Annotated in this window: 13 protein-coding genes and 1 pseudogene; 5 read left to right on the forward strand and 9 right to left on the reverse strand. The window is 63.3% G+C overall.

What is annotated here, in order from left to right:
• Positions 1-6: 6 nt before the first annotated feature.
• The 6 genes from MTX21_RS12935 to MTX21_RS12960 all read right to left on the reverse strand — a co-directional run bounded on the left by MTX21_RS12935 (position 7) and on the right by MTX21_RS12960 (position 7,377).
• A complete protein-coding gene (locus MTX21_RS12935; RefSeq protein ID WP_280965193.1) occupies positions 7-1,224 on the reverse strand; it encodes an FAD-dependent oxidoreductase in 1,218 nt (405 codons plus the stop codon).
• A gap of 73 nt (positions 1,225-1,297) precedes the next feature.
• Entirely contained in the window at positions 1,298-2,689 is a 1,392-nt protein-coding gene (locus MTX21_RS12940) for an MFS transporter (RefSeq protein ID WP_280965194.1), read from the reverse strand.
• Between the two features lie 340 nt (positions 2,690-3,029).
• A complete protein-coding gene (locus tag MTX21_RS12945; RefSeq protein ID WP_280965195.1) occupies positions 3,030-3,824 on the reverse strand; it encodes an ABC transporter ATP-binding protein in 795 nt (264 codons plus the stop codon).
• A gap of 12 nt (positions 3,825-3,836) precedes the next feature.
• Positions 3,837-4,733 (reverse strand): nitrate ABC transporter permease, encoded by an 897-nt coding sequence (gene ntrB / locus MTX21_RS12950; protein ID WP_280965196.1) that lies wholly within the window; start codon positions 4,731-4,733, stop codon positions 3,837-3,839.
• A gap of 59 nt (positions 4,734-4,792) precedes the next feature.
• Entirely contained in the window at positions 4,793-6,112 is a 1,320-nt protein-coding gene (locus MTX21_RS12955; RefSeq protein ID WP_280965197.1) for a CmpA/NrtA family ABC transporter substrate-binding protein, read from the reverse strand.
• A gap of 347 nt (positions 6,113-6,459) precedes the next feature.
• On the reverse strand, positions 6,460-7,377 hold the full coding sequence (locus tag MTX21_RS12960; protein WP_280965198.1) for an intradiol ring-cleavage dioxygenase: 918 nt from the start codon (positions 7,375-7,377) through the stop codon (positions 6,460-6,462).
• Between the two features lie 163 nt (positions 7,378-7,540).
• On the opposite strand from MTX21_RS12960, the gene MTX21_RS12965 reads away from it, so the two are divergent.
• Together MTX21_RS12965 and MTX21_RS12970 are read left to right on the forward strand one after the other, a co-directional pair.
• A complete protein-coding gene (locus MTX21_RS12965) occupies positions 7,541-8,815 on the forward strand; it encodes a serine hydrolase domain-containing protein (RefSeq protein ID WP_280965199.1) in 1,275 nt (424 codons plus the stop codon).
• A gap of 317 nt (positions 8,816-9,132) precedes the next feature.
• Complete coding sequence (locus MTX21_RS12970; protein WP_280965200.1) at positions 9,133-9,474, forward strand: DUF1236 domain-containing protein; 342 nt, start codon at positions 9,133-9,135, stop codon at positions 9,472-9,474.
• 306 nt (positions 9,475-9,780) lie between these two features.
• Here the strand turns inward: MTX21_RS12970 and sulP are convergent.
• Positions 9,781-11,489, reverse strand: a pseudogene (gene sulP, locus MTX21_RS12975) (sulfate permease).
• 257 nt (positions 11,490-11,746) lie between these two features.
• Between sulP and MTX21_RS12980 the strand changes: the two are divergent.
• Both MTX21_RS12980 and MTX21_RS12985 read left to right on the forward strand, forming a co-directional pair.
• Positions 11,747-13,255 carry a sensor histidine kinase gene (locus MTX21_RS12980; protein WP_280965201.1) on the forward strand — a complete coding sequence of 503 codons (1,509 nt, stop codon included), beginning with the start codon at positions 11,747-11,749 and terminating at the stop codon, positions 13,253-13,255.
• Between the two features lie 25 nt (positions 13,256-13,280).
• The gene (locus MTX21_RS12985; protein ID WP_280965202.1) at positions 13,281-14,417 is read left to right on the forward strand and encodes a mandelate racemase/muconate lactonizing enzyme family protein; all 1,137 of its coding nucleotides are present in this window, start codon (positions 13,281-13,283) and stop codon (positions 14,415-14,417) included.
• Here the strand turns inward: MTX21_RS12985 and MTX21_RS12990 are convergent.
• Both MTX21_RS12990 and MTX21_RS12995 read right to left on the reverse strand, forming a co-directional pair.
• Entirely contained in the window at positions 14,414-15,145 is a 732-nt protein-coding gene (locus MTX21_RS12990) for a cytochrome c biogenesis protein CcdA (RefSeq protein ID WP_280965203.1), read from the reverse strand. The two genes, MTX21_RS12985 and MTX21_RS12990, sit on opposite strands and share 4 nt — an antisense overlap.
• 206 nt (positions 15,146-15,351) lie before the next feature.
• On the reverse strand, positions 15,352-15,588 hold the full coding sequence (locus MTX21_RS12995; RefSeq protein WP_280971039.1) for a hypothetical protein: 237 nt from the start codon (positions 15,586-15,588) through the stop codon (positions 15,352-15,354).
• 511 nt (positions 15,589-16,099) lie between these two features.
• Here MTX21_RS12995 and MTX21_RS13000 point away from each other — a divergent pair.
• Entirely contained in the window at positions 16,100-17,146 is a 1,047-nt protein-coding gene (locus tag MTX21_RS13000; protein ID WP_280965204.1) for a LysR family transcriptional regulator, read from the forward strand.
• The last annotated feature ends 26 nt before the right edge of the window (positions 17,147-17,172 follow it).

Here is a 17,172-nt window from a genome sequence, read left to right on the forward strand (position 1 = left end):
ACACCATCAAGCAGCTTTCGGCGGCAGCGCGAGCGCGCGGCCGAACATCATGTCGGTGCGGATGGCCGCGATCTTCTCACGGGTGCGGATCAGCTCGAGATACCAGAGCGCATCGACGGTATCGCCGATCAGCACGGCGCCGGTGAGCCGGCCGTCGGCGATCACGAGCTTCTTGTAGGTGCCGCGCTTGGCGTCAGAGAGCACGAGGCTCTCGCTGCCCTCGCCGCCGATGAAGTCCCCGGCGGAGAACACGCTGACGCCCGACACCTTCAGATTGGTCGAAACCACGCTGCCCTGATAGGCCGCAGGGCGGCCGGCGAGATGCCGCGCCAGCACGCGCGCCTGCTCGTAGGCCGGTTCGACCAGGCCGTAGCAGATGCCGCGATGCTCGGCGCATTCGCCGAGCGCGAAAATGTCGGGCGAGGCAGTCTGCATTACGTCGTTGACGACGATGCCGCGGTTCACCGCGATGCCGGCCTCGTTGGCGAGCGCGACATTGGGCTTGATGCCGGCCGCAAAGATCACGGCGTCGGCCTCGATGCGGCTGCCGTCGGCGAGCTCGACTGCTTCGACATGGCCTTCGCCATGGATGCGCGCAGTCGAGGCGTTGAGCATGACGCGAACGCCCTTGCGCTCGACCAGCGTCTTGAGCAGGTCGGCGGCGGGCAGATCGAGCTGGCGCTCCATCAGCCGGTCCATCAGATGCAGAAGCGTCACCGGCGCGCCGGCCTTGGCAAGGCCATAGGCCGCTTCGAGGCCGAGCAGGCCGCCGCCGATCACGACGACGCGCTTCCTAGCGGCGGCGAGCGTCAGCAGCAGGTCGACGTCGCGGCTGTCGCGAAAGGTGTGCACGCCGGCAAGATCGGCGCCGGGAACATTGAGCCGCAGCGGCGTCGAGCCGGTGGCGAGCACGAGCTTCGAATATTCCATGCTCTCTTCGCCGGCGATCTTGAGCTCACGACGGCCGGTGTCGATCTCGGTGACGCGATAACCGTAACGCACGGTGACGCCGCGATCGCGCCACCAGCCGGCCGGCCTCAGCTCAATCTCGTGCGAGCCGGTCTCGCCGGCAAGTACGGAGGAGAGCAGCACGCGATTGTAGGCGAGCCGCGGCTCCTCGCCGATCACGGCAATGGCGTAGCGTCCGAGCGCGGTCTTGGCGAGCTCGTCGACAAGACGCGCGGCCGCCATACCGTTACCGACGATGACGAGCGGTTCACTCATGAAAGTCCCCTATTCTGCGGCCTTCGGGTTTGCTTCCCCCCGCGTACGGGGGGAAGCGACTTTTGTGCCAAGCTCAGACCCGCGCTTCGGCGAGGCTTGGCGCGCCTTCGCGCTGCGGGCCACGACGCAGGTAGAACCACCAGGTCAGCCCGAGGCAGGAGGCGTAGAAGGCGAGATAGATCGCGAGCGCGAGCTGCGGGCCGCCGGTCAGGGCGATCGACTTGCCGAAGCCGCTCGGGATCAGGTAGCCGCCGACCGCGCCGATCGCGCCGATGAAGCCGACTGCCGCACCGCTCTCGATGCTCGCCGTCTTCAATGCGAGCGCGCGTGCCGCATCGCCCTTGCCGCGCACCTTGAACAGGTTCTCCTCGCGGAAGATCGATGGGATCATCCGGTAGGTCGAGCCGTTGCCGATGCCGGTCGTGACGAACAGGATCAGGAACATCGACAGGAAGCCGATGAAGTCCTTCTCTCCGACGAAGTAGAGTACGCCGATCGTCGCCGCCGCCATCGCGATGAAGTTCCAGAACGTGATGATGGAGCCACCGACCTTGTCGGCGAGCCAGCCGCCGAGCGGACGCGACAGCGAGCCGACCAGCGGTCCCAGGAACGCGATCGAGATCGTCATCGCCGGGAACTGCGTCTTGATCAGCAGCGGAAACGCCGCCGAGTAGCCGATGAAGGATCCGAACGTGCCGATATAGAGATACGCCATGATCCAGGTATGCTTGCGCTTGACGATCGCGAGCTGGTTCTTCACCGACGACTTGGCCGAGGTCAGGTTGTTCATGAAGAACACGGCACCGAACACCGCGATTGCGATCGGCAGCACCCACATCAGGCCGGCGTTCTGCAGGAAGATGCCGTCGACCGGCGTCGCCTGGAACAGGTTGATGACGCCGAGCGTCATCAGGATCGGGGTGAGAAGCTGCACGCTGGACACGCCGATATTGCCGCCGGCCGCGTTCAGACCCAGCGCCGATCCCTTCATCCGGTCGGGAAAGAAGAAGGAGATGTTGGTCATGCTGGAGGCGAAATTGCCGCCGCCGAGGCCCGCGGTCGAGGCAATCAGCAGCATGAGCCAGAACGGCGTATCCGGCTCGCTCACGAAATAGGCGAGCGACAGCGTCGGGATGAACAGCACCGCCGCGCTGAAGATAGTCCAGTTACGGCCGCCGAACGTCGTGACCGCAAATGTATACGGGAAGCGCATCAAGGCCCCGATCAGGCCGGGGACGGCGACGAGCTGAAAGAGCTGGTCGGTGGTGTAGTGAAAGCCTGCCTGGGGCAGCTTGGTGGTGACAATGCTCCAGATCAGCCAGACCGAGAAGCCGATATGCTCGGCTACGATCGACCAGATCAGATTGCGTCGCGCGATAGTCTTGCCAGTCGCATTCCAGAACGCCTCGTCTTCGGGGCGCCAGTCCGAAATCCAAGTGGAGTTCAGAGTCGGATCTTTCGTCATTGATAATCCCTTCCAGGCTCACCGCTGCGTCGTTGCAGGCTCGGCCTCCAGGCATGGAGGCGTGCTCCGAGGCTTCACCCCCGGTGGCGAGTTCACGATGCTGATTGATGATGTTGAGGGACGTCGTCGTTGGCGTCGCAAATTGACAGTTCAATTTCCGTGCCAACTGCGAGAGATCTGGAAATACAGGGATTTCAGCGCTTTATTCGCCTTGCCCGAAATGCTTGCATGTCGTTTTCGCACGCTAATTTTGCGATTCGCTCAATCCTTGTGCGGCGCACAAGGATTGAGCGAGATGTCGATTATTTAGGCGTAGACGGTCTGCGCGTTAAACCTTGGTTTACGCCGCCTCAACGAAGCGATGACGCTCATAAAGGAATTCGAGCACGCGCCGCCGGCACTTCAGATAAGCGGCGTTGGTCGCGAGCTCGAGCCGCTTGCGCGGGCGCGCGAGCGGCACGTCCAGCACCTCGCCGATGCGCGCGGACGGGCCATTGGTCATCATCACGATGCGGTCGGACAGCAGCACGGCCTCGTCGACGTCGTGGGTGATCATCAGGATGGTATTGCCGAGCTTCTGATGCAGCGCCATCACCGAATCCTGCAAATGCGCGCGGGTCAGCGCGTCGAGCGCACCGAAGGGTTCGTCGAGCAGGAGAACCTTCGGCTCCATCGCAAGTGCGCGAGCAATGCCGACGCGCTGCTTCATTCCGCCGGAGATCTCCGAGGGACGCTTGTCCTTGGCATGCGCCATCTGCACGAGGTTGAGATTGTGCATGACCCAGGCCTCGCGCTCGCCCCGCGACTTGGTCTTGGCGAAGACCTTGTCGACGCCGAGCTTGACGTTCTCGTAGACGGTGAGCCAGGGCAACAGGCTGTGGTTCTGGAACACCACGGCGCGATCAGGCCCCGGCGAATTCACCTCGCGGTTCTCGAGCAGCACGCCGCCGGTGGTGGCACGGGTCAGGCCTGCGATGATGTTGAGCAGGGTCGACTTGCCGCAACCGGAGTGACCGATGATCGAGACATATTCGCCCTTCTCGATGGTGAGGTTGATCTCCTTCAGCACCTCGGTCGTCGCGCTGCCGCGGGTAAAGGTCTTGTCGATGTGGTCGAGCTTCAGATAGGCGGTCATTTGCCCTCTCCTTCAGTTCTGCGCGGTGCCGCGGGTGACGATCTTGCCGAGGCCCGCGATCAGGCGATCGAGCACGAAGCCGACGATGCCGACATAGAACAGCGCCAGGATGATCTCGCTGATATGCGAGGAGTTCCAGGCGTCCCAGATGAAGAAGCCGATGCCGACGCCTCCGATCAGCATCTCGGCCGCGACGATCGCGAGCCATGAGAGGCCAATGCCGATGCGAAGCCCCGTGAAGATGTAGGGTGCGGCTGCCGGGATCATGATCTTGGCGAAGAACTCCAGCGGATTAAGCTGCACCACCGCGGCGACGTTGCGGTAGTCCTGTGGGATGTTGCGGACGCCCACCGCGGTGTTGATGATGATCGGCCAGATCGAGGTGATGAAGATGACGAAGATCGCCGACGGCTGGCCGTCGCGGAAAGCCGCGAGCGAGAGCGGCAGCCAGGCGAGCGGCGGAATCGTGCGCAGCACCTGGAATAGCGGATCGAGCCCGCGCATCGCCCAGACCGACTGCCCGACCAGCACACCGAGTGCGATGCCGGCGACCGCGGAGAGCGAATAGCCGAAGGCGACACGCTGGAGACTGGCGGAGAGATGCCAGAACAGGCCCTTGTCGATGCCGCCATGGTCGAAGAACGGATCGAAGATCAGCTCCTTGGTGTCCTTGAACACCTTCGACGGCGGCGGCAGGGTCGAGCCGGCGCGGCGGCAGACGAGCTCCCACATCAGCGTCAACAGCGCGAGCACGACGAGCGGCGGAATGACGCGCACAGCCGCCTCTTTCGCCATCCGCACGTAAGTCTCGCTTCGCGACGGGCGCTTCGGTGTCATCGCAACGATCGGCGCGGCGGCACCCGCGGGGGTCGCAGTTTCAATGTCCATCTTCGTGGCAGGCATGTTCATCGCAATCTTCTCCGGCTTCCCAAGACGATGCGGCCGCCTGACGGCGGCCGCGGGCTCCATCAGACTTCGACGCGCTTGATCGCGAGCGACTTCAGATAGGCAGCCGGATTTTCAGGATCGAACACCTTGCCGTCGAAGAAGGTCTCCTTGCCGCGCGAGGTGGAGGTCGGGATGTCGGAGCTTGCTACGCCGAGCGCCTTGGCCGCGTCTTTCCAGAGGTCCTCGCGATTGACCTTGGCAATCAGCGCCTTGCTGTCGAAGCCGGGCTCGTACTTGCCCCAGCGGATGTCCTCCGTCATGAACCAGAGATCGTGGCTCTGGAACGGATAGGAGGCGTGGTCCTTCCAGAAACGCATCTGCTGCGGCGAATTCTCGACCACACGGCCGGTGCCGTAGTCGAACTTGCCCTTCATGCGGTCGGTGACGTCCTCGACCGGGCAGTTGATCCACTGCCGCTTGGCGCAGATGGCTGCGGCTTCCTCACGGTTCTCGACCTTCTCGGCCCATTGCTGGGCTTCCATCACCGCCATCAGCAGGGCCTTCGCCGCCTTCGGGTATTTGTCGACCCAGGCCGCGCGCATGCCAAGCGACTTTTCGGGATGCTTGTCCCAGAGCTCCCCGGTGGTGATCGCGGTGTAGCCGATCTCCTGGTGGATGAGCTGGAGATTCCAAGGCTCGCAAACGCAGAAGCAGTCCATCGTGCCAACCTTCATGTTGGCGACCATCTGCGGCGGCGGCACGACGATGGTCTCGATGTCCTTGTCCGGATCGATACCGCCGGCGGCGAGCCAGTAGCGGATCCAGAGATCGTGGGTGCCGCCGGGAAAGGTCATCGCCGCCTTCACGGCCTTGCCGGAGGCCTTCTTCTTCTTCTCGAGGGCGATCTTGAAGGGCGCGGTGTCGATGCCGACCTTGACGTCGGCATATTCCTTCGCCACCGAGATGCACTGGCCGTTGAGATTGAGCCGCGCCAGGATGTACATCGGCGTTGGCTGGTTGTTCTGCGTCACCTTGCCGGCGGAGATCAGGTACGGCATCGGCGTGAGGATATGCGCGCCATCGATGCCGTTGCCTTCCGAGCCGAGCACCAGGTTGTCGCGCGTCGTGCCCCAGGAGGCCTGCTTCTGCACCTCGACATCGGGCATGCCGAATTTGGCGAAGATACCCTTCTCCTTCGCAACGAACAGCGGGGTCGCATCGGTGAGTGCGATGAAGCCGAGCTTGGCGCCCTTGACCTCGGGGCCTGTGTCTTGCGCGAACGCACCGGCGGGGAAATTCAATTTGGCGGCGGCGAGAAGTGCGGCGGTGCTGCCGGTCGCCTTCAACAATTGACGGCGGCTGAGGCCACTCTCCGAGGGCCGGCGAATGCGCTTGGTCATAGGTCGTGTCGTCCTTTGCGTCGTTGCAGGAAATGAGTGCGTCAGTGCACACGAGCCCGCTCGTCCGGTGACGCCGCCATTGGCGCATGCGAACGCATGACGGGAGAGACCCCCGTCGCGGTGGCGTCGGCAAAGTCGGATGAGAAGTCTCGCGGGACGGCTTCAATGGCGTCGGCACAAGCTATTCAAGCTTTGTGCCAAGCCGATCGACGCAAATATTACATGTAGATCAATGAATTACGCCCACAGGAACAGATTGTCGCGGGCCGCCTTCCGCACGCGGAACTTGCGGCCCGCTCAATTTTTGTGCGCCGCATATAAACTAGGCGGCGCCGGGGTGCGTCTTTTCAGGCGGGCTCCCCGACCTTCACCCCGAGCGGCTTCGGGGCCTGGCCGCCGCCCGGCTTGAGGTGGAATTCGTAACTCATCAGGTGCCAGCGCCCATTGGACTTGGTGCCGTCGGGCATCGCCGGATCGTCGCGCGGCTCGACCTTGGCGATGAGGTCGTCCTTGACCCCGAACACCACGTCGGAATCGAGATATTTGTCGCCGCCGATGAAGACGTGGGTGATCAGCGGCTCAAAGCCCTTCGCGTTCACCAGGAAATGCACGTGCGCGGGGCGCATCGGATGACGCTTGGTCTGCATGATCATCTCGCCGACCGGCCCATCGGTCGGGATCGGGTAGCTGCAGGGCAGGATGGTGCGGAAGAAGAAGCGGCCGTCGCTATCCGTCACGAAGCGCGCCCGCGCCGAGGCGCCGACCTCGTCGTAGTTCGGCTTCTGTGAATCGTAGAAGCCGTCGTCATCCGCATGCCAGACGTCGACGGGGACGCCTGCGAGCGGCTTACCCTGGAGATCGGTGACGCGGCTTTGCACGAACATCTTCTCGCCGGTCAGGTTGTTCGGGGAGATGTCGGTGCCGTGCGCGGTCACCTTGTGCTCGCCGACATAGAAGGGGCCGAGCACGGTGGTCTGGGTGGCGCCGTCGCGATCGCGATGGTTGACGGCATCGACCAGCATGGAGACGCCGAGCACGTCGGACAGGAGGATGAATTCCTGCCGCGTGTCGGTGCATTTCTGGCCGGTACGGGTCAGGAAGTCGATCGCATATTCCCATTCCTCGAAGCTGAGACCGGTCTTGCTCACGTAATCGTGCAGCGACTTCACCAGTTCCTGGAGCAGGAATTTCGCGCGTGGGGTCGGTGTATTGTCGAAACTGCGGACGACGGCTTCGGTGAGTTCGGTCTCGCTGAACTGGGTCATAGGCTGCCTGCTCTCAATTTTTCTCGTTGGCCCGGTGGGCTCCCTGGAAGCGTTCCAGAGTGCAGCCTACACCACTCGACCCGGCTGCGTTAAGCGCGACCGGCTTGGAATGGGCGCGCCATTTCGCTATCAACTGGCCTACAAAAACTGCCCGGAGGAACTGATGCTCGCCCCCACTCCCGCCTCCCCCGAATCCGTCGGCATGTCCAAGGCTGCGCTCGACCGCATCGATGCGCATCTGAAGAACCGGTACATCGATGCCGGCCGCTTCCCCGGCACGCATCTCCTCGTCTACCGTCGCGGCAAGGTCGCGCACAGCTCGGTCCAGGGCCTTGCCGACGTCGAGCGCAAGCTGCCGGTCAAGGACGACACCATCTACCGCATTTATTCCATGACCAAGCCGCTCACCAGCGTCGCCTTCATGATGCTGGTCGAGGAGGGCCTCGTCGCGATCGACGAGCCCGTTGCCAAATACATTCCGGAATGGAAGGATCTCGGCGTGTTCGTCGCCGGCACCTCGCCGGCCTTCCTGACCCGGCCGCCGACCCGGCCCATGCTGATCGTCGACCTCCTGCGCCACACCTCCGGTCTCACCTACGGCTTCCAGCAGCGCTCCAACGTCGATGCCGCGTACCGCGCCGAGAAGATCGGCGAGGTGGAGAAATCCGGTACGCTGCAAACGATGATCGAGGGGCTCGCCAAGATCCCGCTGGAGTTCTCGCCCGGAGAAGCCTGGAACTACTCGGTCTCAACCGACGTGATCGGCTACCTCATCGGCAAGATCTCAGGGATTCCGTTCGAGCAGTTTCTGAAGCAGCGGATCCTCGATCCGCTCGGCATGATTGACACCGATTTCCACGTGCCGGCCTCCAAGGCGCATCGCTTCGCCGCCTGCTATTCCGCCGATCCGGGTGGCGGCATGACCTTCCATGCCGGTCAGCGCCGCGAGGGCCTGACGCTCCAGGACGACCCGACGACGAGTTCGTTTCTGTCGCCGCCCTCCTTCATCTCGGGCGGAGGCGGCCTGTGCTCGACGGTTGCCGACTATCTCACCTTCTGCCGCGCGCTGCTCAACGGCGGCGAGCTCGGCGGCGTCCGGCTGATTGGACCGAAGACGCTGGCGCTGATGACGACCAACCACATTCCGGGTGGCCGCGCGCTCCCGGAAGTGTCGCGCTCATTGTTCTCCGAGGCGACGTATAACGGCATCGGCTTCGGTCTCGGCTTCGCCGTGACCATGCGCCCGGCCGAAACGCTGATCGCCGGCAGCCCCGGCGAGTACAATTGGGGCGGCGCGGCCACGACGTCATTCTGGATCGATCCGGCCGAGGAGCTGATCGCGATCTTCATGACGCAGGTGCTGCCGTCGAGCGCCTATCCGATCCGCCGCGAGCTGCGCAGCATGGTCTACGCCGCGATCACCGAGAGTAACCTGTAGTTCGTTCGCGACGGGCTTTTCCGCGATCACTCGCGAGAGGGACTGATGACGGTCATGGGCTGTGCGCCGGCTTCTTGTCGACGACGGTGCGCCTCTTCGTCTTGATGTCCTGGACGACATAGAATTCGTCGGCCGCAAACACCTCCCTCCAGCAACCATCAGCGCTGCGGTTACCATCTCCAGCTTCATTTGGTCCGCCGGGTGTTCCGGATCGGACGATCCTTGAACGGGAAGAAGCGGCAGTTTGTTCCTCGTCCCGGGAACGTCGCTCAACGTGAGTTGTTGATGCCGCACTTAGTTCGTTTGAGGAGAACAAGATGAAAAAGCTGTTCCTGCTTTCTGCGGCGGCGGTCTTTATCTCGACCGGCGCGATCGCGCAAACCACCGTGACGACGACGACCGGAACCGGTCACGCCGCGGTTCAGATCGAGCCGCAATACCGTACCAAGATCAAAAGCTATATCACCGAGCACCGCGTGCGCCCGATCGTGACGAAGGAAAAGATCATCGTCGGCGGGACGGTGCCGCAAGACGTCGAGCTCGAGGCGGTTCCGGCGGACTGGGGTCCGTCCCTGACGCAATATCGCTATGTCTACTCCGGCGATCGCGTGATGCTCGTGGATCCGGGCACGCGAACGGTGGTTCAGGAAATCGATTGATCGAGATGCGATGGAAACCAGGCGGTCGCCTTCGCGGCGACCGCCTTCCGGAGCTGACCTCATGTCCCCATATCGGGAAGCCAGGATCGCCGGGCTGAGCCTGGCTGCCGTTTACGCTATCTGCCTGGTGCTGACCGCGATCAGCATGACCTGAGCGCTGCAGGCGATTGCGCTGCAAAATTTCGTGCTGCGACCGGCGCGGGCGACGAAAGTAATCTATAGCCTCGGCACCGGCGGATCACGCAATCGGTCTTTGCACTTCGGCGCCGAGGCGGTTCCGCGTACGCTCGAAAGCCGGCAAATGACCTAGCCTTCGGTTCGGTCCTCCCAGTCGTCCCACTTCACAGATAACGAGAAACGGCGACGCCGATGGTTGGAAAGAAATAGTTCTCGCCAAGCTGCGCGAACAAGCCGAATTTCTTCAGCTTGTCCTTTGCCGGATCCTTCAGCTCGGCAAAGCACAACTCTATGCCCTGCGCATGCAGCGCCTGATCCAATTCGGCAACCACATCGCAGGCAGTGACGTCCACACTGGTCACCGGCTCCGCCGCAACGACCAGCCAGCGTACGGGTGTTGGCGATGTCGCTACGGCATCCAGGACACGTTCCTTGAAGAATTCAGCGTTGGCGAAGAACAGCGGCGCATCCCACCGAAACAGGACCAGCCCGGGGATGCGGCGCGCATCCGGGTACCTCGTGATGTCGTGATAGCCTTTGACGCCGTCGGCGCGCCCCAATACGGCGGAGTGAGGGCGCCAGCCGTCCCAGAGAAACTCAACGATGGCGATTGCGATCGCCAGACCTATTCCCGGAATCACACCGAGCACTGCGACACCGACAAAGCAGACGATCGCCAACCAGAATTCCCAGCGCTGAATGCGATAGATTCGCTTGAGGTCGGCGATCTCAACCAAGCCGATCGCCGCGGCGATGACCACGGCCGCCAATGCCGCGCTGGGCAAATGCCGAAGGAGATTCGGCGCCACCAGCAGGAGTGCAGCGATGGCAAGTGCGCCAACGACACTGGCGAGTTGGGTCCGAGCGCCGGCGGCTTCCGCAACGGGTGTACGCGAACTGCTGCTGCTGATCGAGAAGCCCTGAAAGAATCCGGTCACCAGATTGGCGGCACCAAGCCCCACCAATTCCTGGTTCGGATCGGCCCGCGCCCCCAACCTTGCGGCATAGGCACGTGACAGCACACTGGTATCGGCAAATGACACCAGCGCGATTGCGCAACCGCCGACCAGCACCGGGACCACATCGCCGTAGCTGATCCAGGGAACGACGAAACCCGGCAGCCCCTGAGGAAGAGGACCCACGACCTTCAAGCCGTAAGCTGCTCCAAGATCCAGCACACCGACAACGATCGTTGCCCCGACAACCGCGATCAGGATGCCTGGGAGTCGCTTGCTGTCCTTGAGAAGAAGGATCACGACCAATGTGGCGAGCCCGATCCCGAGCGCGACCCAGTTTGTCCGTCCTTCCAGGATTGCGCCGACGATCGCCAATAAGCTTTGCAAGGGTCCTTTGCTCTCGATGGAGAAGCCGAAAAGCGTTGGCAATTGGCTGATCAAGACGGTCAGCGCTATTCCGTTCATGTAGCCATAACGGATCGGCTTGGAGAGAAGTTCGGTGACAAAGCCCAGGCGCGCAAGACCCGCCAGAATGCACACTATCCCCGAAACGATCGCCATCATGCCGGCGAGCGTCGCGGCCCGCAGGGGATCGCCGCCGGCCAACGGAGTGACAACACCCAGGATGATCCCCACAAGCGCCGAGTCCGGGCCCAGGACAAGTATGCGGCTTGGGCCGAACAACGCGTAGACCAGCAGCGGCACGATTGTTGCGTAAAGACCATAGATGCCAGGCAGGCCCGATGCCGCCGCGTAGGCGATTCCAACCGGAACGAGCATTGTCGCCAGGACAACCCCGGCGAAGATATCATGCGGAAGCCACGCTGCCTCATATAGACGGAGCGTCTCCAACCCTGGCAGCCGGTGGATCCAATGCTTCATTGGGTCACTCTCAAACGCGGATCGGACTTGTCAGCCGCGCGTCGTGAGTTGCGCCGCGATTGGCGGACCAGAATCCACTATAGGCCATGTTCGCCTGGCATGTTGCATCATGGCGCCGCGATCGAGCAATCTGCCGGCGCTTTTGCACTGCAGCTTGAGTGCCGTCCACGCGATCAAAATGCGGGGTGGCACAATCGCGGCGCTGCTTTATGCTCCGCCCGTCCGGCGCCGTCGCGCCGGAGCTAGGGCATCTGCGTTTGTCAAAGCTCACCCTGCCGGTCCGGCTCGCTCTCCTGGTCGCAGGAACGACGCTGCCGCTGATCGTCTTTGCCGTCGGCCTCGCCTACTACAACTACGACCAGGATCGCAGCAATGCGACGCGCCGGGTGTTGGAGACGGTCCGCAGCATGCGCCTCGTGCTCGACTCCGAGGTTCAGCGGATGACGGGTGGATTGCAAGTGCTCGCGCTCAGCGACTCCTTGCGAAGCGGTGACTTCGACGGCTTCCGGCGCTTGGCGGACGGCTTCATCGCCCAGTACGGCGGAGACAGCGTCCTGCTCGTTGCCGACAGGTCCGGACGTCAGATATTCTCGACCGTGACGACCGATACGGCGAGCCTGCCGCCGCGCAACAATCATGCGATCGTGGAGCGGGTCTTTGCGAGCAAGGCGCCGCAATATTCCGATCTGTTCATCGGCTCGGTCAAGAAGCGCCCGATCGTGACGGTCGAAGTCCCCGTGCTGCGCAACGGCGAGGTCGTCTACGCGCTCTCGTTCAGCCCGCCGATCGACGTCTTCCAGCGGCTGGTCGAGCAACAACGGCCCGACGACCACTGGGCGGTCTCGCTTCTGGACACCAAGGGCTTCGTGTTCGCACGCACGCCCAATCCAGCCGAGACGTTCGGCAAGCGGGCCTCACCTTCGCTCTACAACGCGATGTTTCGCGCGAGCGAAGCCGCCCTCCCGACGATCTCGCTCGACGGTGTCGCGCTCGCAGCCGCCTATACGCGCTCGAGGCTGACCGGCTGGACGGTCGCCGCAGGCGTCGCGGAGAGTTCGCTGATCGCGCCGCTTTGGCGCAACATCGCGATCACCGGCCTGATCGGCGGCGTGCTGCTCCTGATCGGCCTCACCTTCGCGGTGCGGATGGCGACCACGATCGCGCGCGGCGAGATGCTGCACGACCTGCTGATCGAGGAGCTCAACCATCGCGTCAAGAATACGCTGGCGCTGATGCAGGCGATCGCGGTGCAGACCTTCCGCAGCGCGAGCCGGGACGAGCGGACGAAGTTCGAGGGGCGGCTCGGCGCGCTCGCCGAGGCGCATAATCTGTTGAGCCAGGAGAAGTGGCAGGGCTCGGAGCTGAAGGACGTGCTCGACCGCGTGCTACAGGCCTTCATGCTTACCGCTCCCGAACGCATCCGGATGTTCGGCCCCACGGCGCCGCTGTCGCCGCGGCTTGCCGTGGTGCTCTCGATGATCGTGCACGAGATGGCCACTAACGCCGCGAAATACGGCGCGCTGTCCAACGAGACCGGCAGGGTAACGCTGGATTGGGAGGTGATCGCCGATTCGCCGAAGCCGCGGCTGCGGCTGATCTGGACCGAGATCGGTGGACCGCCCGTGACGGCCCCCGTTCAGCGCGGCTTCGGCTCGCGCCTGATCGAGCGCAGCGCGCGCGACCAGCTCGGCGGCGAAGCGACCGTCGACTTCCTGCCGCGCGGCGTCGTCTACACCATCAGTTGCGCGCTGGACGAGGCGCGCTGAAGCGGACCAACAGGACAGGCATGACATGAAGATCACCAACGTTCGCGCACACGTTCTCGAAGCAAAGCTGTCGCAGCCCTTTGCCTATTCGCGGGCCTGGTACGACACGCGCACCGCGATGCTGGTCGAGATCGAGACCGATGCGGGCGTCATCGGCTGGGGCGAATGCTACGGGCCGGCGAGGATGACCGCCGCGGTGGTTCAAAGCGTCGCGCCATGGCTGATCGGTGAGGATCCGTTGCGCACCGACGTGCTGTGGCAGACTATCTACGCACGCTTGCGCGATCACGGCCAAAAGGGCGTCGTCATCCAGGGACTGAGCGGCATCGACATCGCTCTGTGGGACGTCAAGGGCAAGCACTTCGGCGTGCCCGTGCATCAGCTCCTCGGCGGCGCGGCGCGCCTGGAGGTGCAGGCCTATGCAACCGGACTCTACCGGCGCAAATCAGGCGACCCGCTGCAGTACCTCCCGGAGGAAGCGGCCGGTTATGCCGCGGAAGGGTTCGGTGCGGTGAAGCTGAAGGTCGGCTTCGATATCGCCGAGGATGCCGCGGTGACGCGTGCGGTGCGCGAGGCGATCGGCCCGGATGTCGCGCTGATGGTCGATGCGAACCACGCCTATGACTCGACGGCGGCGATCCGGCTCGGCCGCCTGATCGAACGCCACGATATCGCCTGGTTCGAGGAGCCTGTTCCGCCGGAGGACATCGCGGGCTATCGCGCGGTGAGATCCGCGCTGACCATTCCCATCGCGGGCGGCGAATGCGAGTTCACCCGCTTCGGCTTCCGTGAGATGTTCGCCTCCCATGCGCTGGACATCGCCCAGCCCGACACCTGCGCGGCCGGGGGTTTCAGCGAATGCAAGAAGATCGCCGATATGAGCGAGGCGTTCGGCATTCGATACAATCCCCATGTCTGGGGCACCGGCATCGCGATCGCGGCCTCGCTTCAGCTTCTCGCAGTGCTGCCCTCGCATACGCCGACGTCGCTGGCGCCGCTCCAGCCCTTGCTCGAATTCGACCGCACCGAGCATCCCATCCGCCAGGCGGTCCTGAAGAATCCGATCGAGCACAAGGACGGCACTGTTCGCGTCCCCGACGGTCCCGGCCTCGGGATCGAGATCGACCGCAAGGCGCTCGCGCGCTTCGCGGTGAGCGCCTAACCGATCGTCTGAAGCACCGGGAACGTCTCGAGCAGCCAGATGCTCACGTTCGAGACAGCACCGGTCAGAAATCCGATTCCGGTGATCACCATCAACACGCCCATGGCGCGCTCGACATTGACGAGCTGCCGCTTCATGCGCGCGAACAGTTTCGAGAACTGCTCGATCATCAGCGCGGCGATCAGGAAGGGAATGCCGAGACCTGCGGAATAGACCGCGAGCAGCCCTGCCCCCTTCGTCACCGTCGCCTCTGCCGCGGCGATCGAGAGGATCGCGGCGAGGATCGGGCCGATGCAGGGCGTCCAGCCGAAGGCGAAGGCAAGCCCCATGACGTAGGCGCCCCAGAGGCCGACGGGTTTCGGGATCGGCAGCCGGCCTTCGCGCATCAGGAACCCAATGCGCGTCAATCCGAGGAAGTGCAGACCCATCACGATGATGACGATGCCGGCGAGGATCGAAAGCTCGGCCGACCAGGCGCGGATCAGCCCGCCGATCAGTGAGGCGCTGGCACCCAGGGCGACGAAGACCGTGGAGAAGCCGAGAACGAACAGCAGCGCCGACATCATGACCGCGCGCTTGGAGGCCGATGCCGGCTCCTCGCTCTCGACATGCTCGATCGTGGCACCGGTGAGATAGATCAGATAGGGCGGAACCAGGGGCAGGACGCAGGGGGAGAGAAAGCTGACGAGGCCGGCTATCAGCGCCGCCGGGATCGAAACATTTTGCATGATGCAGTCGGAGCCATTTCAGGCCCCAGGCACAGCGCGCGAGGACTGCGCGAGACCGGAGCCGGACCGGCTCTGGTGTAGCCGATGCCGGAGAATGCGCAACAGAGGCGCAGGCAAACCAGGGCTCCTCCCGATGCCGTCTGTGATCACAGATGCGGCATCGGGACGCGCACAAATCTCGCAAAAGCGGGATTGGGGCGGCGCGGCTATTTCACCACGCGGAGCAGCGGACGCCGGGGCTGGTCCTGCGTCTGCTTGGAAGGCGGCTGCGGTTCGCTTCCAGCGCTCCGCAGCATTTCGTCGCACAATGCCCGAAGATCGGCATTGTCAATTCCTTTGAGCCTCATCCTCAAATCGAGGATGACAATCGAGAGCAATTCGGCCGTCTCCCGGCCGTTGTTCTGGTTGAGGACCTTGCGGCACTCCTCGAGCGTTCCCAGCACCGACTGCAATTGTTCGTCTAAATGCGACACCGGCGTTCTTTCCGTTCGTTCGGCCTGTGAGAAGTGACGGTAATGTTCCCCACGGCCCCCATACCAGGGTGAGGATAGCACGTGGACTTTACGCCTTCGAACACGAATTCAGGGCGTTCCGAGCCCAAAGCCGGGATTCCACCCAAGAGTAACCCACAGCGCGAGCGGCGGAGGTCGAACCGGCGAAGAGCACAACGCCTGGCGCGGGACGAACGATCCCCATCGCAGCCTCGGACAGGCCACCGCGCAACGCCCATCCTTCCGGACGGATCCGCTCTCCTCGCAGCCATCTCAAGGCTCGCTACGGAACGCACGCGATACCCCTCTTCCGGACGATCTTCTGTCCGATTCCAGCCCCCCAGCGCACCCAAATACCACTCGTGGCGAGTAAAGGATGACGTTCAAAAGTCGTCGCCCCGCAACCCGCCGTGGTTGTGGTTTGCGCAAGATTCTGCCAGTTTAGCGGGCCGGAAGGACTTGTATGCACCTCTTGGCGGAAAGGGGCGTTCCACTGGAAGAACGCCAGAAAGCAAATCTCGGCGGCCTCTCGGATTGGGATGCGGCCCGGATATTCCTTGAAGTTGTCCGTTGCGGCAGTTTCCGCTCGGCGGCCGAACGCCTTTCGTTGTCGATCAACGCAGTCCGCCGGCGAATCGACGATTTCGAGCGCCAGACCGGCACCACCCTGTTCACGCGCGACGTTCACGGCACGCATCTGACTGACGACGGCGCGCTGGTGGTCTCGGCGGTCGAACGAATGGAGGCGGCCACCTTCGACGTCCTGCGCGCCAGCGATTCGATGGTCAACGCGCTGACCGGCGAGGTTCGGGTCGCCGTCACCGAGGGACTCGGGACATTCTGGCTGGCCCCGCGGCTCGTCGAATTCCAGCAGGCCTATCCGAAGATTCTGGTCGACCTGCATTGCGCGATGCGCTCGGCCGACGTCTCCCGCCACGAGGCCGACGTCGCCATCCATCTGTCGCGCCCCTCCGCGCTCGACATCAAGCTGGTGCGGCTCGGCCGCATGCATCTGATGTTCTGGGCCGCGAAGAAATATGTCGAGAAGCATGGCGCGCCGCGATCGGCGACGGAATTGATCAAGCATCGTCTGGTGCTGCAGTTCGCCGACCAGCTCGCCGCCAAGGAAACTTTTGAGAGCTTCTTCCCAGGCGTTCCCGAGCGTGACCTTCTGGTCATGAAGACCAACGTCTCAAGCGCCAACTACTGGGCTGTCGCGAATGGCGCCGGAATCGGCGTATTCCCGAGCTACGCCATTGCGCTTGGCGGGAAGTTGACTCCACTGGACGTCGAGCTGAACAGACCGCTGGATATCTGGTTGTCCTACCATCCCGGTAGCGGCCGGATTCCGAGAGTGCGGCACATGATTGACTGGCTGATCGAAGCTTTCAATCCGGCACGCTTCCCGTGGTTTAAGGACGAGTTCGTGCATCCGCATGAATTCAAGGACTTGTATATGGGCGAACCCCTGACCCAGCTCTTCGGGGGATTTTCAACCGAAGAACGGTGAGAACAATATGAAAGCAGCGGCAAAGA

The organism is Bradyrhizobium sp. ISRA430, from assembly GCF_029909975.1.
Taxonomy (GTDB): Bacteria; Pseudomonadota; Alphaproteobacteria; order Rhizobiales; family Xanthobacteraceae; genus Bradyrhizobium.

What these genes read in the sequence shown, in the direction of transcription:
- MTX21_RS12935 (WP_280965193.1), bottom strand. Translation starts at nt 1,224, where the DNA reads ATGAGTGAACCGCTCGTCATCGTCGGTAACGGTATGGCGGCCGCGCGT.
- MTX21_RS12940 (WP_280965194.1), bottom strand. Translation starts at nt 2,689, where the DNA reads ATGACGAAAGATCCGACTCTGAACTCCACTTGGATTTCGGACTGGCGC.
- MTX21_RS12945 (WP_280965195.1), bottom strand. Translation starts at nt 3,824, where the DNA reads ATGACCGCCTATCTGAAGCTCGACCACATCGACAAGACCTTTACCCGC.
- ntrB (WP_280965196.1), bottom strand. Translation starts at nt 4,733, where the DNA reads ATGAACATGCCTGCCACGAAGATGGACATTGAAACTGCGACCCCCGCG.
- MTX21_RS12955 (WP_280965197.1), bottom strand. Translation starts at nt 6,112, where the DNA reads ATGACCAAGCGCATTCGCCGGCCCTCGGAGAGTGGCCTCAGCCGCCGT.
- MTX21_RS12960 (WP_280965198.1), bottom strand. Translation starts at nt 7,377, where the DNA reads ATGACCCAGTTCAGCGAGACCGAACTCACCGAAGCCGTCGTCCGCAGT.
- MTX21_RS12965 (WP_280965199.1), top strand. Translation starts at nt 7,541, where the DNA reads ATGCTCGCCCCCACTCCCGCCTCCCCCGAATCCGTCGGCATGTCCAAG.
- MTX21_RS12970 (WP_280965200.1), top strand. Translation starts at nt 9,133, where the DNA reads ATGAAAAAGCTGTTCCTGCTTTCTGCGGCGGCGGTCTTTATCTCGACC.
- MTX21_RS12985 (WP_280965202.1), top strand. Translation starts at nt 13,281, where the DNA reads ATGAAGATCACCAACGTTCGCGCACACGTTCTCGAAGCAAAGCTGTCG.
- MTX21_RS12990 (WP_280965203.1), bottom strand. Translation starts at nt 15,145, where the DNA reads ATGCAAAATGTTTCGATCCCGGCGGCGCTGATAGCCGGCCTCGTCAGC.
- MTX21_RS13000 (WP_280965204.1), top strand. Translation starts at nt 16,100, where the DNA reads ATGCACCTCTTGGCGGAAAGGGGCGTTCCACTGGAAGAACGCCAGAAA.